We start from the raw sequence: 25,976 nt of genomic DNA, 5'->3' as shown, positions 1-25,976 counted from the left end.
ATGACAAGAACCATCCCTATTTTACATTAACATACTTAAAATCAATACGAATAACCCTAAAATTTAGACGTAAAAATCATTTGACAGGTATAAGTTTAAATTTAATATTGTCAATCAAAGTGCCTTCGGTACTGCTTAAAATAGTAAATTCAAATGAATTTGAATTAGTTGCTAATCCTATTTTTTCCAGCTTCTCTGTATTAATTTTTGCTGTATAATTACCCGGTAATAATCCTAAGTAAGAAAAATATCCGTCAGCCTCAGAAGTTATTTCTGTAATTTTTTTAGATTTATCATTGTAAATAGTGATTGTGATACCTGCAATTCCTTTTTCGTCCTGATTATCCACTACAAAGACACGTCCTGCAACCTCTCCAAATACAGATACAGGCACTTCAATGTTTTTTACAAAATTAGGCTCTACAACTACCGTATAGTTTTTTTTAAGCAGTCTCCAGGCTACGCGTTCAAATCCGGAAGGATCCAATTCTATATTTAAGTTTCCATAAGCTTCAAGATCTTTTATAAGTATAGAACCATCTTTGGCTGATCGTTCTGTTCGCCCTGCGTTTACCATTACTTTTAAACCTTGTACATTAGGCTCATCCTGGTCTCTCCTCTTATTACCGTTCAGATCCAGATATGGAAGCAATAGAACTGCTCCTTTGCCAATACTGGTATAATTATTAAAGTCTGTAATACCTGACCTGCCATCATGTATCAAACTTCCGTTAATACTTTGCAGTGTACGGTAAACCTCATTGGTTTTACGTACAGAGAACCTTGTCTGGGCAAAAGAAAAATCATAACGCAGACCAAATTCAACATAGCTAATCTCGCTAATGAAATTTTTCTCATAAGAAAGATTGGCGTATCCATTTATGAAAATTCTTTTTTCTAATTCTGTTTTTATGGTCATTACCTTTTTACTGCTATACTCATACTGGAGCTGCTGAGTGATGAGCATATTTCTAAAGGACCTGATCCCAACAGCGTAATTAGTATAAAGATAAGAGGCCTTGTCTGGGAAAAAAAGTCCAAAAGTATTAGCGCTGGCATTAACATTTCCTACAACAGTTGAAAGCATCCATTCTGTAGCGCTGTAACGTGTATTCTCTAAACGAATATCCTGCCATGACAAACGGGTATACGCGGCATAATGACGTCCTCTGAAGGGAAAAGAAAGAATTGCCTTGTGGTCCTCTATAAAGGTAGTATTGATCGCTGTTTGTCCTCTTTTGTACCAATAGTTGTACATCTCAAATTGCAGGCCTGAAGTTAAATTATAACTCAATACTGCCTTGGACCTCACATTAAAATCATACTCTCCTGAGATGAGTAAATTTGGTAACAAACGAAAAGAAGTATTTACATAAGGAATTTCTGTTCCCGAAGTTATAGAAGACAAGTATTCAAATCCGGCTCCTACAGTAATATTTTTGTTAAATCCGTAATTGCTACTAAATCTTGCAAACCGCGTATCTTGTCCATCTTCCACAATACCTGCACTGGCTGTATATTCGAATTCGCCTTTGGGTAAAAAATTAAAGGGAATATTTATATTTTGTTCGGTGGAGCGTTCTTCTCCAAACGGACCGTAGAATCGTAACTTTACAGCAGTATTTCCATAGACAAGAGGTACTTTAAAAGTATAAAAACCAGCCGCATCAGCTTTAATGTAATTAATAAGCACACCGTTAACGTACAATTCTACAGTCCAATTTGGCTCTGTATAATTATTTATGGTATAGGTCCCAAACGAGCGTCGGTAAGTTGTAGGAGCGTTAGTAACCTGCACACCAACTATAGGGGCATAAATAGACGAAATAGACTGTCCTCTTATTTTTCCGGCTAAAAACTGTCTGGCAAAAGTTTTGTCATTATCTACATAGCGCCACAAGTAATACTGCTGGCGATTAGAAAAAGCAATATTACTCTGATAATTCAGGATTACATTTGTTTCGCCGCCAGCTACTATACCGCCAACACCAAGACTTGCTCTGGTGTCTGTGGGAGTTTCTTTATTTCCAGCCGAAGTAACAAATGAATAATCTGCTGTCCCGAAATAAAAAGATGGATTTTTGCGTCCCACAAATTCATCTGTTTTAAAAACACCCTGCAATTTGTTTAGGTTATTTCTCATCTGTTCCAATCTCATTTCACGCATAATAGGCAGCTCTAAATCTGTGCTAATAACTACCGAAAGACTACGAAAATTAAACAGGCAATTCAACCCGAAAATCTCATAAAAATAATCAGAACGCAGATAAAGATTCGTTGTAGTTCTAATAAGACTATTGGGTTTTAGATCAAAATTCTTTCCCTGATAAACAATACGATTATTGGGCAAATCAAATAAAAATGCTGAATTTGGGTGGATGAATGTCCCGCTTAGAGCATCCAGATCCCTTACTATTATATTGATCTTTAAAAAATCAAAGAGATCAACCACAGGTATGTACGCCGTTTGATTATAGATAAGAGTCGACATTTCTGCTGTACCGATGCGCTGAATATTGAATGATACTGAAATTTCATCATAATCAGTTATCGTCTGGGCTTTACATGTCATACCCGATCCTGCCATTATGATCCACACAATGGTAATCTTAGCCCAAAAGCATGTATGTAAACTGACGTTGACTTTGTGCATGGGTTAGGGTTGAATAAATGTTACAGAAAAGGTACCGTTATAATTTCCCGGAGGATTGACTAATGGATTACCTATGGTTAATGTTCCACCTATCCTAATAAGGGTTCTTGAAGGAGAAGTGGCTGTCGCAATAAACGGGCTTGGTGGATCGGCACTACCTATACTTAGAACTATTGTACCTCCGTTACTTCCGGTAAGAGTAACATCGGGTCCGTTTACAATAGTAACCAATGTGCCAGGTTCGGCCTCTACTTCAAATATTGCAGGAGAAAAGGAAACCCCCTGACTGGTTTGTATTACACTGCCTGTTGTTGTTCTTGATCCGTTTGGATACACCATCACTGAACCTCCTGTACCTCCCTGATAAAAAGCTCCAAAATTCAATCCCTGTGCCGGATTTACATATATTACTACAGGTTTGGGAGGGTTCTCCGGACCTTGGGCACGGGCTGAAAAAGTGGCTAAAAAAGAGGCAATAGAAAAAACAATCACTATGGATATTTTACTATTGAAAAAGTATTTTATTTTATTTTTCATCTTACTTCATTTTGATAATCATTCCGGTTATCATCATTTATTTTTATTTATTGCTCAGCAGTGATTATTTTAACGGTATATTTACTACCCGAAGTAATAAAACTAACAAAGTACACTAAATTTGATGTTAGATGCCCCAGGTTATATTCACCGTTTCCACTTATTGGAGTACTTGATATTTCCTGACCCAGAATATTATGAATAAGCAATTTACCAGGCTGCTCATCTACAAGCTTAATTTTAATAAACATATCGACACCTGACCCGTAGGCCATAAAAATGTTGTCGTTATTTTCAATAACACCATCTACAGCCTTGAAAAACAAAAAGAAACGATTTTCTATAATTCCCTTTTTTAAATTTACACTGTAGACCGGATCCTTTTGCAAATCCTTACTGATACCCGTTTGAGTATCTCTTAAATAGAGGTTAAGATGTACAGGCAAATTTTCAATATCCCGAAGATTAAAACTTATTGTACCATCTCGCTCGGTTTTTATTCCAAGAGGAATTACTGTTGCCCCATCTATTGTGGAAAGTCCATTGATTACTAATTTTGAATTATCGGCTGCTATGGAGTATAAATTGGGCAGCTGATCATCTATATTCATCAGTTTTATAGCATCATAACTCTTGTCAAAATTAGAACTAGCTTCATTAGCCCTATAAACAACCAATGGATCGGCTGACTGGGTATGATCTGAAAAATTAGCACTGATTCTAATCAGAATTCTATCAGAATCAGAATTAGCTGTGCGCATCGTTGATTTATGAAAAACAGGTGAAAGATCGTCTGTTCTTGCAGTATTATTTATTGCCAGTGTTCCTGCTACCGGATATGCACCATCACTAACATGTATAAAAAATCCCTGCATAGAAGCAATAATAGGAACTGTAAGTCCATCGCTGGAAACACCATTAATATAAGAGCTGTATGCCCCTGTATACTGGCTTACTGCTCCGGAGTTAAAGAAATAAATAGCATTGTCTATGTTTGTCTTGTTCCAGCCTGTTGGCGAATCCCAATTGACAGGAGAAGGATAAGGGTTTCCAACCAGGTTAAATCCTTTGGTATAGGGTTGATTGTTGTTGTATAACGTAGTTGAAAGACTACCGTTATTTACAAGTCCGGTCATAATTACCGTTTTCTGTACTGTAGCAGATCCAAAATCTGCGGCATAGCCCTGCATTGGGTACAATGGATTTGAAGGATTGGTATATGAAGTAAATCCGCTGCTTAGCTTGTTTTCAATGTAATTATAGAAATTAGGGAAACCTGCATTTAAATCTACTGTTGATGCAAAACTGTTTACTGTAACATTCTGAAAAGGTGAGCTAAAATATTTATAGCCAAATCCTGCAACCAGATAACGCTGCATGGTAACATTTCCTGAGACTGCCCCTTGACCGCTTCCGTCAATTAGCGCTGTCTTATCCACTGTTGAAATCAGCGTAAGATTGCCTGCAGAACTTAAAGTGCCCGTGTTTACAAGTAATATTTCTGTCAGGTTTAATGGGCCTGCCAGCCCGACACCTGCCGGGTTGGCAATGGTTAAGTTTCTGATCAGATTTCCTGTAAAAGCGGATGCAGCGATTGTTTGTGGATTAGTTCCGTTCATTTCAACAGTTCCCTCATTAACAATAAAATTTCCACTGCTAGTGATGTTTCCTCCTATGGCTATAAGCCTGTCATTTATATCCAATGTACCTGCAGTAATGGTAACATTATTTTTAACTGTTAAATCATTACCTACCAAAGGAACTGTAACACCTGCATTACTCACTTGTAAATTAAAAAGCGGCCTAGTGGTATTAATACCCATTATCTGAGTTCCTGCAGTAGCAGAATTTCCCATTTGAAGCATTCCTCCGGTAAATCCCGTACCAGCTGCAGACAGGTTTTGATACCCCAGATTCTGCCCTGCAGTTCCTCCTGAATTTTGAATAACGATTGTTCCTCCTGATACATTAAAAGCATCCGTGACAACATCCATATTAAAAGGAACAATACTACTTAGTGTACTTCCAAATGTATTTACATTCATAATTCCTCCTTGCATATTAAAATTCCATGTTGCGCCAGGATTACTAATTGACGAAGCCAAATTTAATGTTCCTGCTGAAACTGAAAACTGTGCCTGATTTTTAGGAATCACTACATTGTCTGTCGCATTTCCCATATTCAGGGTTCCTCCCGTTACTTGTACGGATCCTGCAACAGTCCAATTCATAGAAGATGAATTAACTGTTCCTGCATTTACCCATAAACCGGCGCTTGAAGGAATTAAATAATGGTCACTGACAATATCTGCTGCAAATGGAGTTATATCCAAACTTGTATTATCGAGTTTAAATGTTCCATTACTTAAAGTCAAAAAACCGATTGGAACAACAAATCCGGAAGTCGTTACATCAAGTATATTGGCATTGTTATAACCTTGATTTACTATGATTTGATGGAAATCACTAATGCCTGATCCTGATATGGTTTGATTTCCATCTCTTATAAAACTCACAGTAGCCAGACTATTTGAATCAGCAGTCATATCCATTACCCCATTATTGATTATATCTCCGGCAATATTGATCGAATGTGTAGCATCTGAAGAAGGAGATATGGTTAAAGTTGCTCCGCTGGCAATAATAATATCGTCATAAACATTAATTTTATGCTCATCATTTGTACTTCCTATATGAACAGCCCCAAGACTTACACTAAAAACTTTATTGACAGTTACATCATGCAGCGTTACAATACCTGATGGATTTGAAGCGTCAAGGTTGTAATAAACCATATCTGCAATGGTTTGGTCAGAAGTACCATTATAACTAATAGTACCCGCATTGGATAATGCATCCGGGGTAATTGTACCTGCATTGATAAGGCTGCCGGTAATACGGGTAACACCTGCTGCAAAGGTTTTTATACCCGCATTATCCAGTGTAAGATTATTATAGGCAGTCGCCGCTATTGTCTGAGCTCCGTTACCATTATAACTGACAGTACTTCCCGCAACCGTATAACTGTTCACCCCTGGAGTAAATGTATTGGTAATCCCAATTATACCCGTTGATGCAAATACTCTGGTGCCAGTTGAACTGCTTACCAGATTATAATAATTATATGCCGGTATGGTTTGTGACCCCAATCCGGTAAAGCCCACAGTTCCTGCCGATACATCAACAAGGCCTGTTATTGATGGAAATGCTCCAGCCATGTTAAATGTTCCTGAGGCCAGTGTCAGATCTCCCGAAATCGAAAGTGTATTTACACCAATAGTACTTAAAACCAGATCCGGATCACTTAGTAAGAGACTCTTAGTTATGGCTGGAACATTAATGTTAATAATATAGGCACCGGTTAATTGCACATTGTCATTCACTGTAGGAACACCATCAACATTCCAGTTGGCTGCATCTCCCCAATTAATCGTTCCGGCACCACCGTCCCAGGTCTTAATAGAAATCGTTAATTGCCCAATTTGGAAATCTGCAAAATTGGTAATTCCACCAGCTGTAAGACTTGTAGCTGTTAAGGCTGTAACCATAGGATAATTCCAGGAACCACTATTGTATTCTCCTAAAACAAAAGCATTTGTAACGGCTCCCACATCCAGATCTGCTGCTAGGTAATTAAAAATAACATTAGCAGTACTAAAGATAATTCCATTGTTATTTATTGTCCAATACCTGTTTACGCTTTTATCAGGATTGATCAGTGAATTGCTTATGCTGGGCTGATCGCCTTCAATAGTAGACACTGTCAAATCTCCGGAAGTACTAATATTGGCAAAAGCCACAGAAACAGGAAGGTAGTTAGTCGAATTTCCTATTTCGAAAGTTTTGGTAATTACTCCGGTTCCTGTATTTTTCTGCAAGCTGCCATAGATCCAGCCTGTATTTTGGGCTGCTCCTAAAACTGAACCTGCGGCCGGTTGAATAACTACATAATTACCTGTTTTAATTTTCCCTGTTGTAAAACTCAGGGTATTGTTAACCGTTATATTTGTGGACATCGTAACAATTCCGCTGCTATTGTTTATGATAAGACCATATAAAGGAGAAATACAGTACAAGTCCTGAGCAGCACTTCCGTTTAAAGTAAAAATAGAAGTTCCACTATTTAAAGTACCATTATTTAATAGGTTCCCCCCAAGTAAATAATTATAAATTCCTGCATTAAATACCGATCCGTTATTAATGGTAAAATTGTTTTTAATTGTGAGATTAGAAACAGAAGTAATGCCTGCCGGATTTGTATTTGAAATGAGCACGTTTTGTAATGACACGGGATTCCCGGCAAGTGTTATAGCTCCCGTGCCGCCAAAAACCACAGTTCCTGTACTTGAAAAATTAGTTCCCATATTAAGCATCACTGCAGAGGAAGGAATAAAATTAAAAGTACCTGCACTTGTTATTATGCCATTATTGGTAAGAGTGCCCAGCAAATTATGAGTTGATATGCCTGCATTAAATGATGCACCGCTCCCTATCGTAAGGGCATAAGCAATAGTCCAGCCAACACTCGCATTAACACCTGCTGTATTATTGATATTCAGATAGCCAAATTGTGGAGCTGAGGTAGAGTTTAATACGGGAGAAACAGAACCATTAAAATTAACTGTTATAGCCACTGTTGTCACTGCATTAATAAGACTAAGGGTCTGTAGAATAGTTCCGGTAAAAGTTGTGGTACCTAAGGTATACAATGTACCACTGTTGATTAAGTCGGCATTAACAACAGTACTAATACCTGCGCCGCCGCTGAGCGATCCCGAGCTGGTTATATTTAGTAATCCATTAAAGGTGACATTATTTAAGATGGTGTAACTTCCTGTAACAGTTAGCCCATTGAATGTAGTATCACCTGTTATGGTTTTTGTCGCGCCTGTAAGCAATAGCGTACTTGCTGCAGGTACAAATGTCCCATTATTGAACCAATTCCCATTCAGAGTAATCGTATTGGCACCGGCATTAAAAATAGCGGTGCTCTCTATTGTTAAATTATTTTTGACGGTAATTGGCGTATATAATATTTTTGTTCCCGAATTTCTGAAAATTATATTTCCATAAACAACCCCTGGCAATAGTAAATGTTGTGTCCCTATTCCATTAAAAACAACACTGCTTCCGGTACTTAAAATATAGTTTGAAAAATTGTTTGGCGCATTGTCTGCTCCAATAATTAAGGTAGCATCATCATTTAATGTGGCAGTACCACCCTGTGTAATTCTATTGAAATAATATGATTGAATGTCAAGGGTTCCTGAAGTCCCGTTAAGGTTACCGTTGATCGTTACATTACCTGTTAATGTGGCAAGAGTACCTACAGGTTTATTAAAAACAAGATTATTAAAGGAGGTTGTTGATATTGTTTGTGTCCCCGTTCCATTAAAAATGACGCTGGTTCCGGAATTGTTTGATGCAAAAGAGCCATTGTTGTTCCAGTTACCTCCAACACTTACAGTACTGTTATTCTGAAAAATAGTACCGGAAGCAATATTTACATTTCCGGCAATAACACTGGCGGCATTACTATCAAATTCACCCGCCGTAATATTCAGATCACCTGCAATGGTTAAAGCACTAACAGCAATTGCATTTGCAACCGTTTTATTAATCATCAGGTTATTATAATTTACAATACCCACATTCTGATTGGAACTTCCATTGTAGGTAACTGTGCCGGATCCAGGTGTAAAAATGCCATTTACATAATTAAAATCACCTCCAATGTTCAGATTTCCTGCCCCTGTAAAGGTAATATTGGCATTGCCATTTTCGGTTAGTGCTCCAATAATGTTTAGTGTTCCAGAATCAATATTTAAATTAATAGCATGGCCGGAGGTACCATCACTCAATGCCAGGTCTCCATTAACGCTAATGGTTTGTGCATTTACATTTAGCGTATGTGTAGCATTGGTACTCCATATTCCATTCATGTTAGATGAAACGAGCGATCCTCCTGCTGCCATTGAAAGGGTTACGGATTTCTGGCTACCAAAATTTATATTTTTGACCGTTACCGCAGTGCTTATAGTAGGCTGGTTCGTAAAAGTTGCAGTACCCAAATTTACTATATCAGTAGCCGCAGGAGGTGCTGAGGCTGAGCCTTGGGTCACTGTCCAATTAGCTGCAGTGTTCCAGTCTGTACTGACACTTCCATTCCACTGTACCACATTTGAATTATCAGAGATAGTCCAACGGTTGGTGATATTCAATAGCAATGTCTGCTCCACATAATTACTTGTCGTATTATTGAATGTTTTACCACTATATCCCCACGAAGCTCCATTATAATGCCACAAAGCCATGGTACTTTCGTTACTACCGTTAAGTTCATTGTCTTCATAATGAAGTCGAAGTGTTGCATTATCATATGTTCCAGAAGGAATAGTAACAGTATAAGTACGGTTTATTGATCCATTAAATGGAAAATCGCTAACAGGGGCACTTATGGCAGTTATTGTTACACTATTAATAGCTGATGCAAGAGTAAAAGTAATGAGGTTGTTAGGTCCTTCAAAAGCATAAGACGTTCCGGATGAAAAGGCATGATTTCGGGTTATCGTTCCCAATATAATACCATTGCCTGTTCTTGTCGTTGTTATAATCAATGTATTGGTTCCTGTATGCACAGTACCACTAGTCATATTAATCGTAGCTACCGAAATATTGCTCAGCAAAGTAAGCGTTATAGCCGAACTGGTATTATTAACTGTTACAATATTAAAGGTAGTGGCTCCACTAATTACTGAATTCTGACTGCCAAGAAACTGTACTGTACTAGTTCCGGCAGTAAAAATGCCGTTATTGTACCAATTGTTATAAATAGAATGTGTAAAAGTACCAGCTATAAACGTGGTACCCAATCCTATTGTTATATCATTATTTACTGTTATTGCCCCGGCTGCTGTTTTAGTACCCGCATTACTCGTTACTAAATTATTATAGGTAATTGCATTGATACTTTGTGCCCCACTGCCATTAAAATTTATGGTGTTGGGCGTTGCACTTACATTAAGTGTACCTGCTGTAACCGTAAGTGCCCCGGCAATACCCAGATTTGCATTTGCAGATAGCTGAAAGGAAGTTCCATTGATTGTTACATTAAACAAATTAGCAATTCCGCTCAAACTAGACGTTCCTGTAAAAGTTACTGTTCCTGCTGAGGCCGTTAAACTTCCATAGACAAGTAAAACTGAAGAAATGCTAAAATTTACAGCAGTAGTAACTGTACCGGTAAGAGAAAGGATATAAAAAGTTTTAGTCCCTGACCCCGATATGGATTTAGAAGTTCCGCTCATGATAATAGTTCCCGTACTGGCAGTAAAACTTCCACTCACTGCTAAATTACCCGTTAAGATAATAGATGAGGTTGTTGTCACTGATCCACTAATAGCAAGGTTATCGACAGAGATTGAAACTCCGCTAATAGTAACACCTGTTCCGGTCATCGTCAAAGTTCCGCCAGATGCCTGAATAAATGATCCTGATCCGGTTGTGGCTAAATTTCCTGATAAAGTAAGCCCTTCTGCTGAAAAACTAACCAAAGATGCGGCCACCGTAAGACTATTGAAATTTTGAGTCCCCGGTCCGCTTACTGTAGTGCCTGAACCTGTAAAAATTACCGTACCTGTGTTACCATTAAATGTACCGTTATTGATCCAGTTCCCTCCTACATTATGAATAAAACTGCCACCATTAAAGGTCGTAGAAGCTCCTATTACAGTGTTTCCATTTATTGTAATGGCCGAACCTGCCGTAAAGATTACCGAAGTTCCGGCACCTATCGCACTGGTCAAATTACCAATTATGGTTAAGGCTGTCACGGGGAAAGTTTTTACTGCTAAACCGCCAGAGCTGCTTAATCGCAAGTTACCATAAACCTGATTGGCAACTATTTGGTTAGTACCTGAATATTCAACTGTACTGGCCGTAACCAGAGTATTAGTCGTATAATTTGAAGGATAAGTATTAGTACCTCCTATTTTTAGTGTTGCATTATTGGCCAGGGTAAGTGTACCGCCAGCTGTAGCTCTGTTTGCCGTAAAGGCTCCCAAATCAAAAGTCCCCGTATTTACCCAAAGATTTCCGGTAATACTGGCATTGACAGCAAGACTTACAGTGTTTCCAACATTTGCTATAATGAGGTTATTGAAAGTGGTTGAAAAAGTTCCTCCAATGACTTTGGCTGTTGTACTATTAAAGCTAACTGTACCTGTACCCGCTGTAAAAGCTGTACCTGATGTATTATTTGTCCAGTTCCCGGCTATACTAATATTGAAATTATTTGCATTTAGCGTACCCGCAGCAATTATTAGGTCATTATTAATCGTAATACCTAAGGGCAATAACAATCCGCTGCTATTACTGAGTGTTAGATTAAAAAATGAAGTAAGGCCTGAAAAAGTCTGCTGACCAGTTGTTCCGTTAAAATTTACAGTTCCTGTATTGGTAAAAGTGCCATTGTTTATTAAGCTGCCAGCAATATTTAAGGTACCTGAAACTGCCAATGTTAAATTTGCTCCATTATTTATGGTAAGACTTCGGCTATTTACACTGGTACTAATGTTTGGCATTCTGGCTGCACCAGCTGTAATTACCACATCTGTAGCAGCTGTAGGTAAGGTTCCGCTACACCAGTTAGCGGCATTAGCCCAATCGTTACTCACATTTCCGGTCCATTGTCCACTTGAGGTAGTAGATACAACATTTGTATAGGCCGTTGTAGTAACAGCACATCCCGCTACGTTTACCTGTACTGTGTAGGTACCTGCGTATGCTGCTGAATAAGTAAGACTTGGATTTTGCAGCAAAGAAGTAAAACCATTAGGACCTGTCCATGAATAACTAGCTCCTGATATAGAAGAAGCAGTAAGGTTAAGATTGGCTCCGGCACAAACCGGAGAATTACTTCCCGCACCATCTGGCGAATTGTACAGTACACTTACCTCTGAGGCAGATAATTCACGGTGGTATACCACCATATCATCCAAGGTTCCCTGAAAGAAATAACTTGAAGATTCATTGGGCCATGTAGAAATATCACTATATCCTAATCGCCAATATCCGGTAGTAGTTTCAGCAGCTGTTACCGTTAAATCACTTGCAGAAAGTACACCATCTATATATAACTTCATACCCCCCCCTCCAAGGGTAGCGGTAACCATATGCCAGTTCCCATCGTTGTAAGCAGTAGTGGTATTGATATATTTTTTTACTGCGCCCGGTGCTACACCAAAATATAATACTCCTGTACCAGTCATATAAACAAATCGGTCTCTGGTACCTCCTGCACCGGTTTGAAGGCTCGAAAATCCAATTAACGCTCCACCAATAGCAGAGGTAGTTTTAAACCAGGAAGAGACACTTACAGAAGCCGGATTTACATATAAATTTGTAGTAGAGATATAATTAGTCGTTCCATTAAAAGCATAAGCTTTTCCTGCATTATTGAACCGATCAACAGACGGTGTAGGTGTGCCTCCCTGCAAAGTGCCGGAATTGTTACCGGTAGCATCTGCTGCATTTCCTTCAAATTTATAATAGGAGATTAAATTTGTTACTGGTAGTTGAGATATTACAGGACCGTTACAGGTAGTTGCCTGAGTTCCATTAAGAGCGCTGCTCATTGCTCCTTCCGTAATGGCATATACTTTCCAATAGTAAGTTGTTGCTGCAGTCAGCCCTGTTTGAAGTGAAGAGGTCGCTCCGGCCGCAGTCTGACTTATAAAAGAATAGTTAACTCCATCTGTAGAACGATAAATAACAAAGCCTCTCTCGTTTGTAGAGAGGTCGTTCCAGTTGAGTGTCATCGAAGAGAGCGTTATTGCAGAGAAACTAAGATTTCCAGGGGTAATAGGTATTGGCGAGGTAAATCCGTATGTTCTGCCGGTTACCCGTTTGGTGGTAACAGTTGCAACAGTAGTAGAACTTACACTGGTACCTGCATTATTTACAGATAAAAAATTTCCCGAACCCGTAGCTGCGGTAGTTATCCCAATAGAGGCAGAAGGAGCGTTTACTGCAAAAGCATCAGAACGATAAACAAATTCAATTTTTCCAGTAGTTTCATAAAAATTTACCTGAAACGAGCATACCGCGCCTAAGGCTAAATAATTCCATTCTGTATTAAGATATTGTATTGTAAAAACTCTATTACCCACTGCTCCTGCTGTTCTATAGGTAACATTTGCCGTAGAAACAATATCAAGATCGTCCCACAAAGGGGCAATCACCGGTCTGGGTGATCCCGAAGCAGATAAATTATTGTTATAAACAAAATCAGTTGCAACAGTTCCCAAAGTCAGCCATCCATTAGTAGTTGCTCCAATAGTGGTATATCGTATACCCATATACCAAAAGTCAAACCCTATTGGGATAAGTGCAGATACTGCATCATCTGTAGACCCTGTCCATGTTGTTGTATTTCCGCCAGTAATTGGTGTAAAACCCGCCGCTGTAGTACCAACAAATGCATAATTAGTGATTGATTGACTAAAAAGCTTTGTATTAACAGAGAGTAATAAAAAAATGACAAGCATACATCTACACGATAAAGCAAAAATAATTTTTGTTTTCATGTGCTGAAGGGCTAAATTAGCAAAGATTGATTCGTTTGAAAGCTATTTCGAACTAAAGGAGATCAACTTGTGAAGAAGTGATTACTATTGGTTTTGTTTCAGATAAAGTAGTATATATAATATTGAGTTTTCCTTTACGATAATCCACCGTTGAATTCTTGTCTAAATTAAGGGTAAAATTACGTACAGAATTAGGAGTGTAAATCGCAAAACCTTTTGCAATACCAACCTGTGTAGCTCTTCCAGTTACCGAAACGTGTTCTATTTTTATATCTCCGTAGACAGAGATATTACCAGTTCTCTTAAATAACATACTCAATTGAGGTATCCCGGCTGTACTTATTGAAAACATCGGTTTTTCAAGCTTAACACTTAAAGTTAAAGCACCGCTTCTAATAATAACAGGAATAGCAATACCAAATGTGGGTACAAGTTGTACAGACATCGATTTTGGTGGCTTGAAAGCTTCTTTCTCTGCAGGCAGATTTTTTGTAACTGCCCTGAAATAAAGATGCGACCTATATTCACCTGGCTGCATTTCATTTGTATTTATTGCCTGAATTTTAATTGTTTGCGATTCATTGGGGGCAAGTGTAACAGTACGTGGAAAAAATCTAAAATTCTTATCTGCAAAATGCTGCGCCGAATCCGGTTGAGCAATCTGCTCAAAAGCACCATTTTCAAGCATTCTGTAATGTATAACAGAAATGAGATATTTTGTACTGTCAGATCCTGTATTGGCAACGGTCAATTCTTGTGTTCTTTTGTTTGCATCAAGAATTACCCTGCGTGGCATTATCATAAGATCACCCTGACCTGCACTATCATATGGGGCAACTAATTGCCCCGCTGTAAAAATAAATGATAGTACAAGAAGAGTAACCCCAACTTTCATAAAGAGGGTATTATTCATAATACGAGGATAAAGTGTTAATAATCTAAAGTTGTAACTGTTAGATTTAAATACAGTTTTTTTTTAATTCTAATAATGTATTTATTAATTGTAATTAACAGTAACTGCGAAAGGAGCTGCAGAAGTATACGATCCCTCAGCTTGTGAAGCCACCAGATTTAAGGTTGCACCAATAGTTATAGTCTCTGAACCAGAACTTAATGTTCCTATTGTTGCCGGTGTACTGGTAAAATTATCAACAGTCATTTGGTCAGTACCACTTGCAATAATTACTGATGATGGCAAAGTAATGGCATAGGTATACGAATCAGAACCAGAAACCGTAAAAGCTGCTGCAGTTACTGTACCTGAAGCTGCAGGCAAAGTTACCCCCCCTGTAATAGTCCTGCTATTATCCGGAGCTAAAACAACTGTACCAACGGTTCCATCTGTAGCTATGTTTCCAAAATTCATATCAGAAGCATTAGTAATACTTATTGGTGTGACTATTGTGGCCGAAGCTGTAGCGGTAGCTGTAGCCTGAGCAAAAACAGAAGAGGTAAACAAGATCCCTAAAAGGCATAAATTTGCTGGAGTAATTAAATTTTTCATGATGAGAGTAGGTATAAAATTATTAATATTAGATTGCGAAATTAAAATGAGGGGACAAAGAATAAACAGCTATAAAAATGACAATAAACAGCATAGGTCTATACGAAAACGAATTACCTATTTTTATATTTTATTTATATTTTTACAATTTATATTATCAAATGTATATCAAATATATCGATAAACTGAAAATTATTAAATTTATATGTTTAATTAACTGTTTTGATCTATGAGAACGGAAATTATTCTAAGTTCGTTTTTTCTAAAACAGCAACGAACTCAATGACAGTAAGATAAATTATAAATCAGACATGAAAAAGTGAATAAATATGTTAAAATTAATGACGTAGCTTATTTCTTCCTTTTTTAAATTTAGCGCATATTTTCATATGTTTTATCTATAATTCTAATCTACATCAGTCTGGCAAAAAGATGGTTTAATTAAATATCTGAGAATTCTCATTCTAGATTTAACTAACGGGTTATGAAGTTAACCGGGATGAAAAAAACTGGCAAATGAAATAGGTTTATCTGTCTTTTATCATTTTCATATATAATGAATAAAGAAAAATATTTTAAACGTATTATTTTTTGTAGGTTGGAAAAATCAGTTCAATTGACCATTACTGTCACAATGAAATTACCTTCCTAATTCGCTCTAAAAACTATCCTTTTCTGTATCATCAAAGACGGACCACCGGCTTTTCGGAAGCAAGAACCATTGCTTGCGTGTCGATAAACTCCCCATTTTAGTTAATTTGTCCTTTCAAAAGCTAATGGCGCTAATAAGATCAAAATAGTCCTCGATCTTTTGACCTTCTCAGTGCTTGAACTAAGATCCCGAACCAGTTTCCCTGCGTACAAATTCCCTGGTCTGGCGCCATGACGTTTACAGCTTTTTGCTGAGCTCCTCAATCAAATCCAATAATTCAGGTATTATCATATGTTTCTTTATCTTTCATTTTTGGTACGGCTTTAAAAACCATAGATACCGCGGGAAACGGAAATTTGCTCTCCTGTGATCCACGCAGCGTCATCGGAAGCCAGAAATACTACGGTTTTCGCAATATATGCAGGCTGTCCTCTGCGGCCAAGTGGTATTTTTTCGACAAACATCTTTTCATAATCACTGCCAACGATAACACCCGAACTGGCCACATCCTCTGTTTCCGTAGCTCCCGGCAAAATAGAATTGATACGAACGTTTTTAACACCCAACTCCTTAGATAAAACAATTGTGAAGGCATCCAGTGCAGCTTTACTTTAAGAGTACAAAGAGGCATTTTGCAGCGGATACTTACTTGCACCCAAACTGATATTGATGATATTTCCACCCTTATCACCAAAAAGTTTCAGAGATGTCTGGATAGTCAGAATTGGCCCCAGCACATTTACATTAAAAGCCAGATGAAATTTTTCTATTGAAATGAGTTCACTCGGTGAGTATCCTTGAGATAGCGCGTTATTTACTAAAATATCGAGCGTGTCGAAAGACTTCACGGTTTCTTTAAACAACCTGGTCACATCGGCTTCTTTCGATACATTGGCCTGTACCGCAATGGCTATGCTTCCATTACTAATTATCTCTTTTATGGATATTTTTAAAAAATACTAAACATTTAAATTAAAAATTATGAGAAAAGATATCCGAAAAATTCGCGATTATATAAAGGAGGAAACATTTACTTGCATTGGATTTGTTTTATCTGTCTTCTACATTTTACTTTATGTCACTGTTGTTTTAAACATAATTTTAGAATAAAAAACTTTTTACATAGAAAGACATTTCTCACAAACAAATAATTAAACTACTATTTATATATAAAATTCAAAAAAATGTAAGAAAAATTTTTATTGCTCATTGTTTTGTTCTCCTTTTATTCGTTTACTTCCAGTTCCGTTTTTAATGATCAAACTCCAAATACAATTTTAGGATCTTGGACTTGTCAAAAATCAGAAGGAGGAGAAAATGCAAATTATATCTCCACCCCAAAGACTCTGGGATATACTAAAAAAATAGTTTTTACTTCAGACAATAAAGTTATTACTTATAAGAATGATGTAGAGCTAAGGATAAGCAAATATGTGATCAGCAAAGGTATAAGCGTTTATGATAATAAAGAGCATGATGTGGTTATTTTTGAAGGTCTAACATATCTTATTGAAAATCCTGACAGTAAAACATTTGATTTACAAAGTGAATTATAACATTCATTTTAAACAAGTTGCATATTCAATATTTATAAAAACACTTAAAGATTCCGTGGCACAATCGTGGCGCAGTACATTTTGAATCCGGTTACATATATTAAAAATCCATTATATAAAGGAGGTCCTGGAGTTACAGTTCGAATCCCTCTTTCTCAAGTACTAAATTATTTCAACAAAAACTGCATTTTTCAATACCTAAGCAATACAGCTTATAAAATAATTATTAAAAAAAAGAGCAAAAACATAAAAATGGATTCAACTCTTAGCCCCGATTGCTTCGCCAGTTCGCTTCGCTCGTGTGCAGTGGAAATCCTTTTGTGCCGGAGTTCGGCACAAAAGATTGGAACGCATAGCGGGAATAGCTCCTAAAAAAAAGCATTAAGGAAGTAAAGCAACCCGCATCTGCATGAATTCCCAAAGGGCGCCGCAGGTCCGGACCAGCCCAAATGAAAGCCTGAAAAAATAAAAACAGAATCTGAAGGGATAATTTAATGAGCCTCAGTACATTTGGAACAAATGCAGGTAAAACACATAAAAACACTGACCCAGAAATTGACCCTAAGCCCTTGCCCTCTCTGCAATTTTTACCTAATTTTTGCCCCATGACCCCAGAAGAAATAAAACGCTATTTTGACACCACTCCCCCACCTGAGGAAGTGGAGTTAAAACCATGGGCGAGAATCACAGATTCCCAGCTTTTCCTTAAAAGCTGTTTCCTTACTATAAGCATACCACTGCTGATTGATAAGCCATTTCTCGATGGCTGTAAAATCTTTATCTTTCAAATGCTTTTTTAAATCGCTTAAATCCAAATCGGGACTTCCTACAACAATAAAATTTTCGGTAAGGATAGGTTCATAAACGATATGTTTATTCTCAATGGATTTTTGGCTTGCTACAACAAAATCAAGTTCCCCATCGGCTAATTGCTGTAACAAGTCCTTGGCTATGCCAAAAGTTGCATTCAGTTGAAATGGAATATTCTTCAAAAGAGGGTTTAAGAATATATCTATTCAACTTTATTATAGCGTTAACACAAACATTTTAAAAGATATTTATGAATTACGTCCGAAGTACAGCCGCCATTACAATGTCGAAAATCGAAAAAACAATTACTCTTGATTTTTAAATTAATTTTTCTTTATCGCAAAATTTTATGGTAGTAAGTTTATTTGCTATAATAAATTATCGCCATTTTTAATTTGTGGCAGAATCATGGCGCATGAAGTTTTGAAAACTAGAAGCTAAGCAAAATAAGGCGCTAAGAAGTTTAGGTTTGAAACTATTACAGTCCAACAATTCTGCCGACAGGGTCGGCAGAATTTATTTTCCATATTCAAATGTTTTCAAAATTAGATTAAATTCATTAAATTAGCAGTATGGATAAAGAAGCAGAATTAGGACTCGATTTTATAATTGACAAATTAACAAACTCAATAGAAAACGTGATTACTGGAGATCGTTTTCAGACTGAAATTTCTATTCTCCAAAATTCTGATTTAAAGTCTTTAACAAAGAAAAATGGCTGGCTTTTTAATTGGAATGAAGAATTTAAAAATCCAATTAGAGATGTTTATAAACTTACAATTTTTGGAAATTCAAAAATAATCCAAGGTCTTATAAGCTTAGAAGTTAAGTCAGATCATGTCTATATGCATCTTGTTGAAAGTGCTCCATTCAATAAAGGACAAACAAAGGTTTATGCTGGTGTAGCTGGTAATCTAGTTGCTTATGCTTGTAAATTATCTTTTCAGCGCGGTCACGATGGAAATGTTTCTTTTCTTTCAAAATCGCAATTAGTTGATCATTATGAAAAAACACTTGGAGCATTCCATTTCGGTGGTAGAATTATGATAATTGAAACAAAATCAGCTTTGAAATTAATCAATAAATATTTTCAAAATAAATAATTATGAAAACTAAAAAATTAGATTTAGATATAGACAGTATTGGTGGACTAAGTTCTCTAACATTAGCTGAAGAAAAAGCTTTAAGCGATTTTTTTCAAAAGAAAAAACTAACAAAAAAGAAAACTGAGAAAAAGAAATTAATACTTAAAAATTAGAACATAACATATCACATTTGATGTAGTTGATACTTTTTGCTTCAAAAATTTGGCAATCAGATGAATTATTATCTCAATTGTCTACATTATTGGTTTTGTGGCAGAATCGAACAGATTTAAAAAAATTAACGTGTAATCAGGCCAAATTAAAAAATTTATACAAATTTACATCAATCCCCAATGGGACATCCAAACCAAAATCATTATGCCATTCAAAGACAGCCTCTACTTCCAGAAGAAATAAAACGCTATTTTGACGCCACTCCCCCGCCCAAGGAAGTGGAGTTAAAGCCATGTGCTAAAATCACAGATTCCCAGCTTTTCTTAAAGAGCTGTTTCCTTACTATATACCATTATAAAGGAGACATTGAGAGTGCCCTGCCTGGTGGCATTTAAAAGAGTTCTATACACTTGTAAAATAATGTAAAGGAATATTTTATAGATACTCGTCTTACCACACAAGATAATTATAAATCAATTCTCAATTATTTCGAAATAAAATACAATTAAAAACAAGACAAATCAATCAATACAACAAACAAATATCTTATATTTACATCAAAAAGAATGATAGCAAAAAGCAGTAAGTCAATCTGTTAAAAATCAAATCATTACATACGAAAATTAACAATTTTATTTTCGTGGCAACATCGTGGCACCACAGGTTTAAAAAAATAAAAAATGCAGGAAATACGCGGGTTTCAAGCTTAAGGTTCGAATCCTGCTCTCCCCACGTAAAAAGTCCTAATGAAAATTAGGACTTTTTTTATGTATAGAATTTTAAGATAAATTCCAAATTTCTAAAATTCCAATCTAATGGAGGATCAAACGGATCAAACGCAAAAGTTGGGGATTAACCAAAAAGATTAGATAATCTGAATAAGAAGAAATCTACTTTCACTCCTCTAAATTGAGATGCCAGCGGGTCAATTGCAAAAAACCTACCAATCCTCGGGTCATGCATTCTAAAGGTGTAATCCAAAGAATTCCCTTCGCCTTTAATCTCATCATCCTTTTCCTGACCTTGGAATCCGTATCGATATTCGTTTGCATTACCTCGTCTAGTGGGCACTTGCATTCCAAAAGGGCATTACCTTATCATTGATAAGTCATCGTAAGAACATAAAACAAACATGTACAAAAAAACCGTTCAGATAGATTCTAAACGGTCATTTTTATGTAATAATAAGTTTTTTGAATTAATAAATCAACTTATAATGTGCTGTTTTGCATTTTGTTAATTTTCTCTACTTTTTCAGGAGAATCGAATGCTTTTTCAAAAAGTTTACTTTTTTCTTTAGCAAATTTCTCCACCGCTTCTAGTTCTTGGATAGTCATTTTAGGACGACCAGCCCAAAAACTAGTAGATTTTTCTATCTGCTTTTCTACTAAATCTCTTAATTCTTTTGTTCCCATAACGTTACAAATATACTATTTTTTTACTTATCCAATAATTATTGGTCGTTTTTCAGTTTAAACAAAACAAATTGATAGTCAGCTGTTTTATCTTTATTGTACTTTTCAATCTGTTTTACTACAATATCCTTTTGGAGTGATGTAAGGTCTTTTTCCCGTATCGTTCTTTCATGTTCTTTTCCTTTCCTTGTTATTGTTTGCTTTTTTTCAATAATTGTTATTTCTTCTTCTATCTTGCCTCCTGATATATCCAAATATTGTTCCAAACTACTAATATTTGAAGATATTTTCTGTTTGTAAAGCCTGTGTTTATGTAGTGTATTTCCAAAAAACAATATGGTGCAATCTCGATTAGAATTGAAAAAATGAAGAATACACATAAAAACAGTCGCTAAAACCTCATCATAATCGTTATTGTTGATTTCAGCTAAATCATTAACTCTTACTGAACCGTCATTATTTTCTAAATTTCCAAAACCTACATTATACCAATTGTGGCTTTTATCAACGGGTGAAATGGAAACTATTTTCGTTATTTCCTGTATTCCTGTACTAATGAACCTAAACTGATAAACTTCATTAGTAATACCTTCAAAATTATAATTATACGCCTTTTCTAAAAAATCCAAATCTTATCTTTTACAATTGAATTACAAATGTAAATATCATTCTCACTTAATTAGGATAATTATAGCGTTTTTAATTTCATCTCTGTTATTTTACTTCTAATTCCCAAAGCGTTCCATCGGGTGATTGTATTCGAGTTTCAATTTTTAAGTCATTAATGCTTTTAAAATCATACCGCTGAACACTGGTCACATATCGATAACCTCCCAGATACTGTGCATGCCTGAGTCCTAATTCTGTAATCCAAATCGACATTCTAGACTGCTTGAACTACTTGAAGTCCTTCACATAATGAAATTCACGTTTAAGTCGTTTCATCATTCTGGAGAGTACAGCTTCTAGTCCAATTGCTTCACCACAGTGCAATAACTGCCTTGACAATTTCTAAACTAAAAAATTTAATAAACCTTAAATTTTTCTGCTAAAAATGTATCAACTCTATAAACAATCAAAAGCCACTCCGTAATAGAAGTGGCTTTTTTTGTTTGCTTTAGATTGTGGACAGAAGTCAGAATATATTCCAACAGCATAGACAACAATTGCATATAGTCATAACAATTTTTACGAAAGCGGATAAAGTAATTTTTTCGAAATTTCATCATTCTCATCAAATGAAAAAAGATATTTATTTGAGTCTTTATCAAATGTAGAATGATAATTTGGCATTTCCACTTTATAGTAATTACAAATCCAACTTGCTATGCCAAAAAATAAACCTTCTATTTGGAAATTACAAAAGTTTAAATCAATCTCATTTATTTTAATTAAAACCTTCTTTTGTTTTGGAAAAATCTCAGAGACCCACTGTATTCCATTTTCAAGTTTTGTTTTATTGTTATGAATATATTTATTTTCATTAGATATATTCAGTTGCAAATACAAAAAATCATTTATTTTGATTAAATCATTCATTTCAAACTCCTCAGACATTTCGAGAATCTCACCTTTAAAGCCAATCAATATTCCCCATGAAGATTTAAATAACCTAAAATATGATTCATAGTCACCCATAATTATTAAAATTTTATTTGATTAAAATTACCTGATGGTCTAATTACATGGTCAAAAGTATGATTATTTGGATATGCATGAGTTTCTAACCATGCATTTGCCGCATCGTCACCAATACCTCTCATATCGAAAACTTTTAACTTTCCATAATTAGAAACTTTAAATGTTAAAACTTGTAAATCAGTATAACCAAATCCTTCTAACATAGACTTATATCTTAATGCATCTGCTTTGGTTCCAAAAGAATAAACACCTTCACCCACAAATGATTTAGTATAACCAACTGGAAAAGGAACTCCTCCATTCAAAAGTCTAGCAACATCTTCAACGCCCTGAACAGTATAAAAACTACTAGCGCTACTACCCATTGCAAAACCCTTTGGTATAAAACCAGCTAAAACAAAGAATGGAGAATCTAGTTCTTGAGGAGTTACTCTACCACTTGCTGAACCCGCCATGGCTTTATTAGCCGAATTTATTTGGCTTGCACCTATTTGCGTTAGTAATTCACGATAGTTTGCGGCCGTAGTTCTTGAAGATAAGAAATCACTTGTTTCTTGTGAAATCACATCGCTTGGTTTACCAGGATTACCAATTAAATCTTGTGCTGATTTCCAGTTACTTCCAAACTTCCAACCTTCAGATTGTGCATAATCAATAGCAAAAGAACAAAAAACTAAAGCACCGGAAGGATTCGGTCTTGTTGCAACAGATTATTTTACCGGGATCGCCTGGCTAAAAATGAGACTTCTCCCAGACGAAGACACAAATTGTGCTATTGGTGAAGTGATATTTGAACCAAATTGCAGAAACAACTGGCATACACATCCCAGTAATCAGATACTCATTGTTACAGAAGGTATCGGTTATTATCAAGAAGAAGGTTTTTCCATTCAACAAATAAAAGTGGGTGATGTTATTAATGTGTTACCTGGTATCAAACACTGGCATGGCGCTACACCAAATGGAAGGTTTATACATTATGCTGTAAGTATCAATACTGAAAAAGGTATGGTTGATTGGCTTGATCCTGTTACTGACGAACAATATAATTCTATTAAGATCCAGTAGCGTTATACAAACCGATGTCATCGATTGCTGGAAATGAGAAATTAACTCCCTGCAATTCATGCAATCTTTTAATTAACAAAATAAAATTGCTTTAAAATTTGGAGCAAACGTATTTTTATTTCTAATTTTGTATTGATCATTACAAAAATAAATAAAAAAATGAGAGGAAGGCCTACCATATACCAAGACGCTAATATTGTAAAGAAAGCACAGGAAGTTTTTTGGCAGAAAGGATATAGTGCTACCTCATTGAGTGATCTGCAAAAAGCAACTGGTGCCGGTGCCGGAAGTTTTTATAATACTTTCAAAGGGGGCAAAAAAGAGGTCTTTCAAAAAGCTATTGAAGAACGACTATTAGCTTTTGACGCCTTTAAAAAGGAATTAAGCAAAAGCGAATTTCCATTAGAATTAATTAAAGATTTTTTTAGAAGTATCGCTTCCGCAGAAGAAAATGAGCATCTTAAAGGCTGTATTATTGCCAATACGGTTGTAGAAATGACTTTTATTGATGATAATCTGGAAGCAGATGCGGTTCAGATTTTAAAAGAGGTCGAACAAATGTTTACTCAGGCAATTAAAGACGAAAAATTAAAAGGAAATTTAAAAACCCAGACTGATCCGGAAATACTTGGCAGATATCTCATAACATTTTGGTGCGGACTTAATACGCTCAGAAGAATGTATCCAGACAAAAATGTCTTAAAAAATCAAATCGAAATGCAATTAGCTGTTATCAGCTAATTTTTTTGACTATTTATGTATCAATCATTACAAAATTAAAATAATAAAAATGAATTTAAAATTAGAAGGGAAAAGAGCTTTTATTAGCGGTTCGACACAAGGTATTGGTTTTGCAATTGCCAAACAATTATTAAATGAAAAAGCCGAAATTATCATTAATGGAAGGCATGAAGAAAAAACAAATCTGGCAGTACAAAAATTAAAAAATGAATTTCCAGATGCCTTAGTTTCGGGAATTGTCTGTGATTTTGAGAAAAAAGAAGAAGTAACTGCTTTATTAACTAAATTAAACAATATTGATATTTTGATTAATAACGTCGGCATTTTCGAATTAAAAGATTTTGAAAATCTGGAAGATGGAGATTGGTATAGAATTTTTGACATTAATGTAATGAGCAGTATCAGGCTTTCTAAAAAACTTTTACCTCAAATGCTGGAGAAAAAATCAGGAAGAATTGTTTTTATCAGCAGCGAATCGGGTGCGAATATTCCAGAAAATATGATTCATTACGGAATGACAAAAGCTGCAATGACAGCAGTAAGTAATGGTTTATCTAAACTAACTAGAGGTACGGAAGTTACAGTGAATACGATTTTAGGCGGACCAACTTATTCTGACGGTGTTGCTTCAACAATTGAACATATCGCTTCTGTACAGAATATAGAGATTGAACAAATGAAAAATGCCATCATACAACAGACCAATCCGCATTCTTTATTACAGCGTTTTATTGATCCATCTGAAATTGCCTCGCTGGCAGTTTATCTTTCAAGTCCGCTTTCTATAGCAACAAATGGGGCATCGTTACGAGCAGATGGAGGTGTTTTAAAAACTATCTGATTATTCTAAAATTGAATCAATCAAAAATTATTCTTTTTGGTCAACGAAAATTGGAGATACCTCCAATTTTGCACAAAAAGCTAAGTCGGTTTTAATAAAAAGAGGTTAACGATATGTATATTTGACTCTACATTTTCCTTCAATCCCCAATAGGACATCCAAACCATATTCATAAAGCCAATAAAAGACAGACCCTACATATAACAAGCCAATCTCTTCTAATCCTCCATAAAATTTGTTGAAATTTGTCCCGCCAAGGTATCTCAACGGAACATAAAAACCGCATACTATTTACAAATAATTATTACTTAAACAGTATAAAAAAAAAATATTCCATTTATAAATGAACTTAGAATTATAAAAGTTCAATATTATTAACTACGTGCAGAAATTAAATTTCCATTTTTTAAGTGCACTAAATACATTTGAGGTATTACAAGTGGAAGAAATATAATTAGAGTAGTAAATCAATAGAATTTATTATTAAATACATTATTACCATGTACTTATATGATTCTTTACAATATCAAGGTTCTATATAGGGATTTGATCAAAAACGGGATTCTTATTATATGATCAAATAAATCACAGATACCCTGAAGTTTTAAAAATCTAATACTGGAGAAAAACCGGTATTCGATTTTCTTTTTCCAATGTTAAATTACAATCGTTATAACTATTTTTGGGTTAGTTGTTATTCTCAAGGGACGTGT

The 25,976-nt window shown here is 35.7% G+C and carries 19 protein-coding genes and 2 pseudogenes; 8 read left to right on the top strand and 13 right to left on the bottom strand.

The annotated features are described in order from the left end of the window. Window positions 1-76 precede the first annotated feature (76 nt). The 6 genes and pseudogenes from NJT12_RS14730 to NJT12_RS14705 form a co-directional block, all read right to left on the bottom strand. Window positions 77-2,572, bottom strand: a complete 2,496-nt coding sequence (locus tag NJT12_RS14730; protein WP_271336676.1) for an MSCRAMM family protein — start codon at window positions 2,570-2,572, stop codon at window positions 77-79. 84 nt (window positions 2,573-2,656) lie between these two features. Further along, on the bottom strand, window positions 2,657-3,190 hold the full coding sequence (locus tag NJT12_RS14725; protein WP_271336675.1) for a DUF4402 domain-containing protein: 534 nt from the start codon (window positions 3,188-3,190) through the stop codon (window positions 2,657-2,659). Between the two features lie 47 nt (window positions 3,191-3,237). Beyond that, window positions 3,238-13,776: a beta strand repeat-containing protein gene (locus tag NJT12_RS14720; protein WP_271336674.1), complete on the bottom strand. Its 10,539-nt coding sequence runs from the start codon at window positions 13,774-13,776 to the stop codon at window positions 3,238-3,240. Window positions 13,777-13,828: 52 nt separating this feature from the next. Beyond that, complete coding sequence (locus tag NJT12_RS14715; protein ID WP_271336673.1) at window positions 13,829-14,689, bottom strand: fimbrial biogenesis chaperone; 861 nt, start codon at window positions 14,687-14,689, stop codon at window positions 13,829-13,831. An 84-nt stretch (window positions 14,690-14,773) separates the two neighbouring features. Further along, the gene (locus tag NJT12_RS14710; RefSeq protein WP_271336672.1) at window positions 14,774-15,280 is read right to left on the bottom strand and encodes a DUF4402 domain-containing protein; all 507 of its coding nucleotides are present in this window, start codon (window positions 15,278-15,280) and stop codon (window positions 14,774-14,776) included. 975 nt (window positions 15,281-16,255) lie between these two features. Then, window positions 16,256-16,840 (bottom strand): annotated as a pseudogene (locus tag NJT12_RS14705) (SDR family NAD(P)-dependent oxidoreductase). Between the two features lie 294 nt (window positions 16,841-17,134). On the opposite strand from NJT12_RS14705, the gene NJT12_RS14700 reads away from it, so the two are divergent. Together NJT12_RS14700 and NJT12_RS25175 are read left to right on the top strand one after the other, a co-directional pair. After that, a complete protein-coding gene (locus NJT12_RS14700; RefSeq protein ID WP_271336671.1) occupies window positions 17,135-17,488 on the top strand; it encodes a hypothetical protein in 354 nt (117 codons plus the stop codon). A gap of 494 nt (window positions 17,489-17,982) precedes the next feature. Then, window positions 17,983-18,159, top strand: a pseudogene (locus NJT12_RS25175) (hypothetical protein); the annotation flags it as partial. Here the strand turns inward: NJT12_RS25175 and NJT12_RS14695 are convergent. Then, entirely contained in the window at window positions 18,154-18,480 is a 327-nt protein-coding gene (locus tag NJT12_RS14695) for a LysR substrate-binding domain-containing protein (RefSeq protein ID WP_271336670.1), read from the bottom strand. The pseudogene NJT12_RS25175 and the gene NJT12_RS14695 sit on opposite strands and share 6 nt — an antisense overlap. Window positions 18,481-18,870: 390 nt before the next feature. Here NJT12_RS14695 and NJT12_RS14690 point away from each other — a divergent pair, with 390 nt between their 5' ends. The 3 genes from NJT12_RS14690 (at window position 18,871) to NJT12_RS25170 (ending at window position 19,952) form a co-directional block, all read left to right on the top strand. Beyond that, entirely contained in the window at window positions 18,871-19,401 is a 531-nt protein-coding gene (locus tag NJT12_RS14690; protein WP_271336669.1) for a hypothetical protein, read from the top strand. A gap of 2 nt (window positions 19,402-19,403) precedes the next feature. Continuing rightward, window positions 19,404-19,556, top strand: coding sequence for a hypothetical protein (locus NJT12_RS14685; RefSeq protein WP_165571361.1), 153 nt, complete (start codon window positions 19,404-19,406; stop codon window positions 19,554-19,556). A gap of 180 nt (window positions 19,557-19,736) precedes the next feature. Next, a complete protein-coding gene (locus NJT12_RS25170) occupies window positions 19,737-19,952 on the top strand; it encodes a DUF6965 family protein (RefSeq protein ID WP_414655394.1) in 216 nt (71 codons plus the stop codon). 457 nt (window positions 19,953-20,409) lie between these two features. On the opposite strand, the gene NJT12_RS14680 is transcribed toward NJT12_RS25170, so the two are convergent. The 6 genes from NJT12_RS14680 to NJT12_RS14655 all read right to left on the bottom strand — a co-directional run bounded on the left by NJT12_RS14680 (window position 20,410) and on the right by NJT12_RS14655 (window position 23,179). Then, window positions 20,410-20,634 (bottom strand): hypothetical protein, encoded by a 225-nt coding sequence (locus NJT12_RS14680; RefSeq protein ID WP_271336668.1) that lies wholly within the window; start codon window positions 20,632-20,634, stop codon window positions 20,410-20,412. A 134-nt stretch (window positions 20,635-20,768) separates the two neighbouring features. After that, complete coding sequence (locus tag NJT12_RS14675; RefSeq protein WP_271336667.1) at window positions 20,769-20,972, bottom strand: hypothetical protein; 204 nt, start codon at window positions 20,970-20,972, stop codon at window positions 20,769-20,771. 38 nt (window positions 20,973-21,010) lie between these two features. After that, window positions 21,011-21,601: a DUF6934 family protein gene (locus NJT12_RS14670; RefSeq protein WP_271336666.1), complete on the bottom strand. Its 591-nt coding sequence runs from the start codon at window positions 21,599-21,601 to the stop codon at window positions 21,011-21,013. An 85-nt stretch (window positions 21,602-21,686) separates the two neighbouring features. Next, window positions 21,687-21,854 (bottom strand): hypothetical protein, encoded by a 168-nt coding sequence (locus NJT12_RS14665; RefSeq protein WP_271336665.1) that lies wholly within the window; start codon window positions 21,852-21,854, stop codon window positions 21,687-21,689. A gap of 306 nt (window positions 21,855-22,160) precedes the next feature. Continuing rightward, entirely contained in the window at window positions 22,161-22,610 is a 450-nt protein-coding gene (locus NJT12_RS14660) for a hypothetical protein (RefSeq protein ID WP_271336664.1), read from the bottom strand. Between the two features lie 5 nt (window positions 22,611-22,615). Next, window positions 22,616-23,179, bottom strand: coding sequence for a hypothetical protein (locus NJT12_RS14655; protein ID WP_271336663.1), 564 nt, complete (start codon window positions 23,177-23,179; stop codon window positions 22,616-22,618). A gap of 172 nt (window positions 23,180-23,351) precedes the next feature. Between NJT12_RS14655 and NJT12_RS14650 the strand changes: the two genes are divergently transcribed. The 3 genes from NJT12_RS14650 to NJT12_RS14640 all read left to right on the top strand — a co-directional run bounded on the left by NJT12_RS14650 (window position 23,352) and on the right by NJT12_RS14640 (window position 25,263). Further along, window positions 23,352-23,681 (top strand): cupin domain-containing protein, encoded by a 330-nt coding sequence (locus tag NJT12_RS14650; RefSeq protein ID WP_271336662.1) that lies wholly within the window; start codon window positions 23,352-23,354, stop codon window positions 23,679-23,681. A gap of 159 nt (window positions 23,682-23,840) precedes the next feature. Beyond that, window positions 23,841-24,422, top strand: coding sequence for a TetR/AcrR family transcriptional regulator (locus NJT12_RS14645; protein WP_271336661.1), 582 nt, complete (start codon window positions 23,841-23,843; stop codon window positions 24,420-24,422). A gap of 49 nt (window positions 24,423-24,471) precedes the next feature. Further along, entirely contained in the window at window positions 24,472-25,263 is a 792-nt protein-coding gene (locus NJT12_RS14640) for an SDR family NAD(P)-dependent oxidoreductase (protein WP_271336660.1), read from the top strand. Window positions 25,264-25,976 lie beyond the last annotated feature (713 nt).

The organism is Flavobacterium azizsancarii, assembly GCF_027980145.1.
GTDB classification, from domain to species: Bacteria; Bacteroidota; Bacteroidia; order Flavobacteriales; family Flavobacteriaceae; genus Flavobacterium; species Flavobacterium azizsancarii.
Note: the sequence above shows the minus strand (reverse complement) of the source record. Positions and strands in the feature narration are given on the sequence as shown.

Bases quoted from the DNA above. Each gene is read 5' to 3' on its own strand.
- NJT12_RS14730 (WP_271336676.1), bottom strand. From the start codon at position 2,572: ATGACATGTAAAGCCCAGACGATAACTGATTATGATGAAATTTCAGTA.
- NJT12_RS14725 (WP_271336675.1), bottom strand. From the start codon at position 3,190: ATGAAAAATAAAATAAAATACTTTTTCAATAGTAAAATATCCATAGTG.
- NJT12_RS14720 (WP_271336674.1), bottom strand. From the start codon at position 13,776: ATGAAAACAAAAATTATTTTTGCTTTATCGTGTAGATGTATGCTTGTC.
- NJT12_RS14715 (WP_271336673.1), bottom strand. From the start codon at position 14,689: ATGAATAATACCCTCTTTATGAAAGTTGGGGTTACTCTTCTTGTACTA.
- NJT12_RS14710 (WP_271336672.1), bottom strand. From the start codon at position 15,280: ATGAAAAATTTAATTACTCCAGCAAATTTATGCCTTTTAGGGATCTTG.
- NJT12_RS14690 (WP_271336669.1), top strand. From the start codon at position 18,871: ATGGATAAAGAAGCAGAATTAGGACTCGATTTTATAATTGACAAATTA.
- NJT12_RS14685 (WP_165571361.1), top strand. From the start codon at position 19,404: ATGAAAACTAAAAAATTAGATTTAGATATAGACAGTATTGGTGGACTA.
- NJT12_RS25170 (WP_414655394.1), top strand. From the start codon at position 19,737: ATGGGACATCCAAACCAAAATCATTATGCCATTCAAAGACAGCCTCTA.
- NJT12_RS14680 (WP_271336668.1), bottom strand. From the start codon at position 20,634: ATGCAAGTGCCCACTAGACGAGGTAATGCAAACGAATATCGATACGGA.
- NJT12_RS14675 (WP_271336667.1), bottom strand. From the start codon at position 20,972: ATGGGAACAAAAGAATTAAGAGATTTAGTAGAAAAGCAGATAGAAAAA.
- NJT12_RS14665 (WP_271336665.1), bottom strand. From the start codon at position 21,854: ATGTCGATTTGGATTACAGAATTAGGACTCAGGCATGCACAGTATCTG.
- NJT12_RS14660 (WP_271336664.1), bottom strand. From the start codon at position 22,610: ATGGGTGACTATGAATCATATTTTAGGTTATTTAAATCTTCATGGGGA.
- NJT12_RS14650 (WP_271336662.1), top strand. From the start codon at position 23,352: ATGAGACTTCTCCCAGACGAAGACACAAATTGTGCTATTGGTGAAGTG.
- NJT12_RS14645 (WP_271336661.1), top strand. From the start codon at position 23,841: ATGAGAGGAAGGCCTACCATATACCAAGACGCTAATATTGTAAAGAAA.
- NJT12_RS14640 (WP_271336660.1), top strand. From the start codon at position 24,472: ATGAATTTAAAATTAGAAGGGAAAAGAGCTTTTATTAGCGGTTCGACA.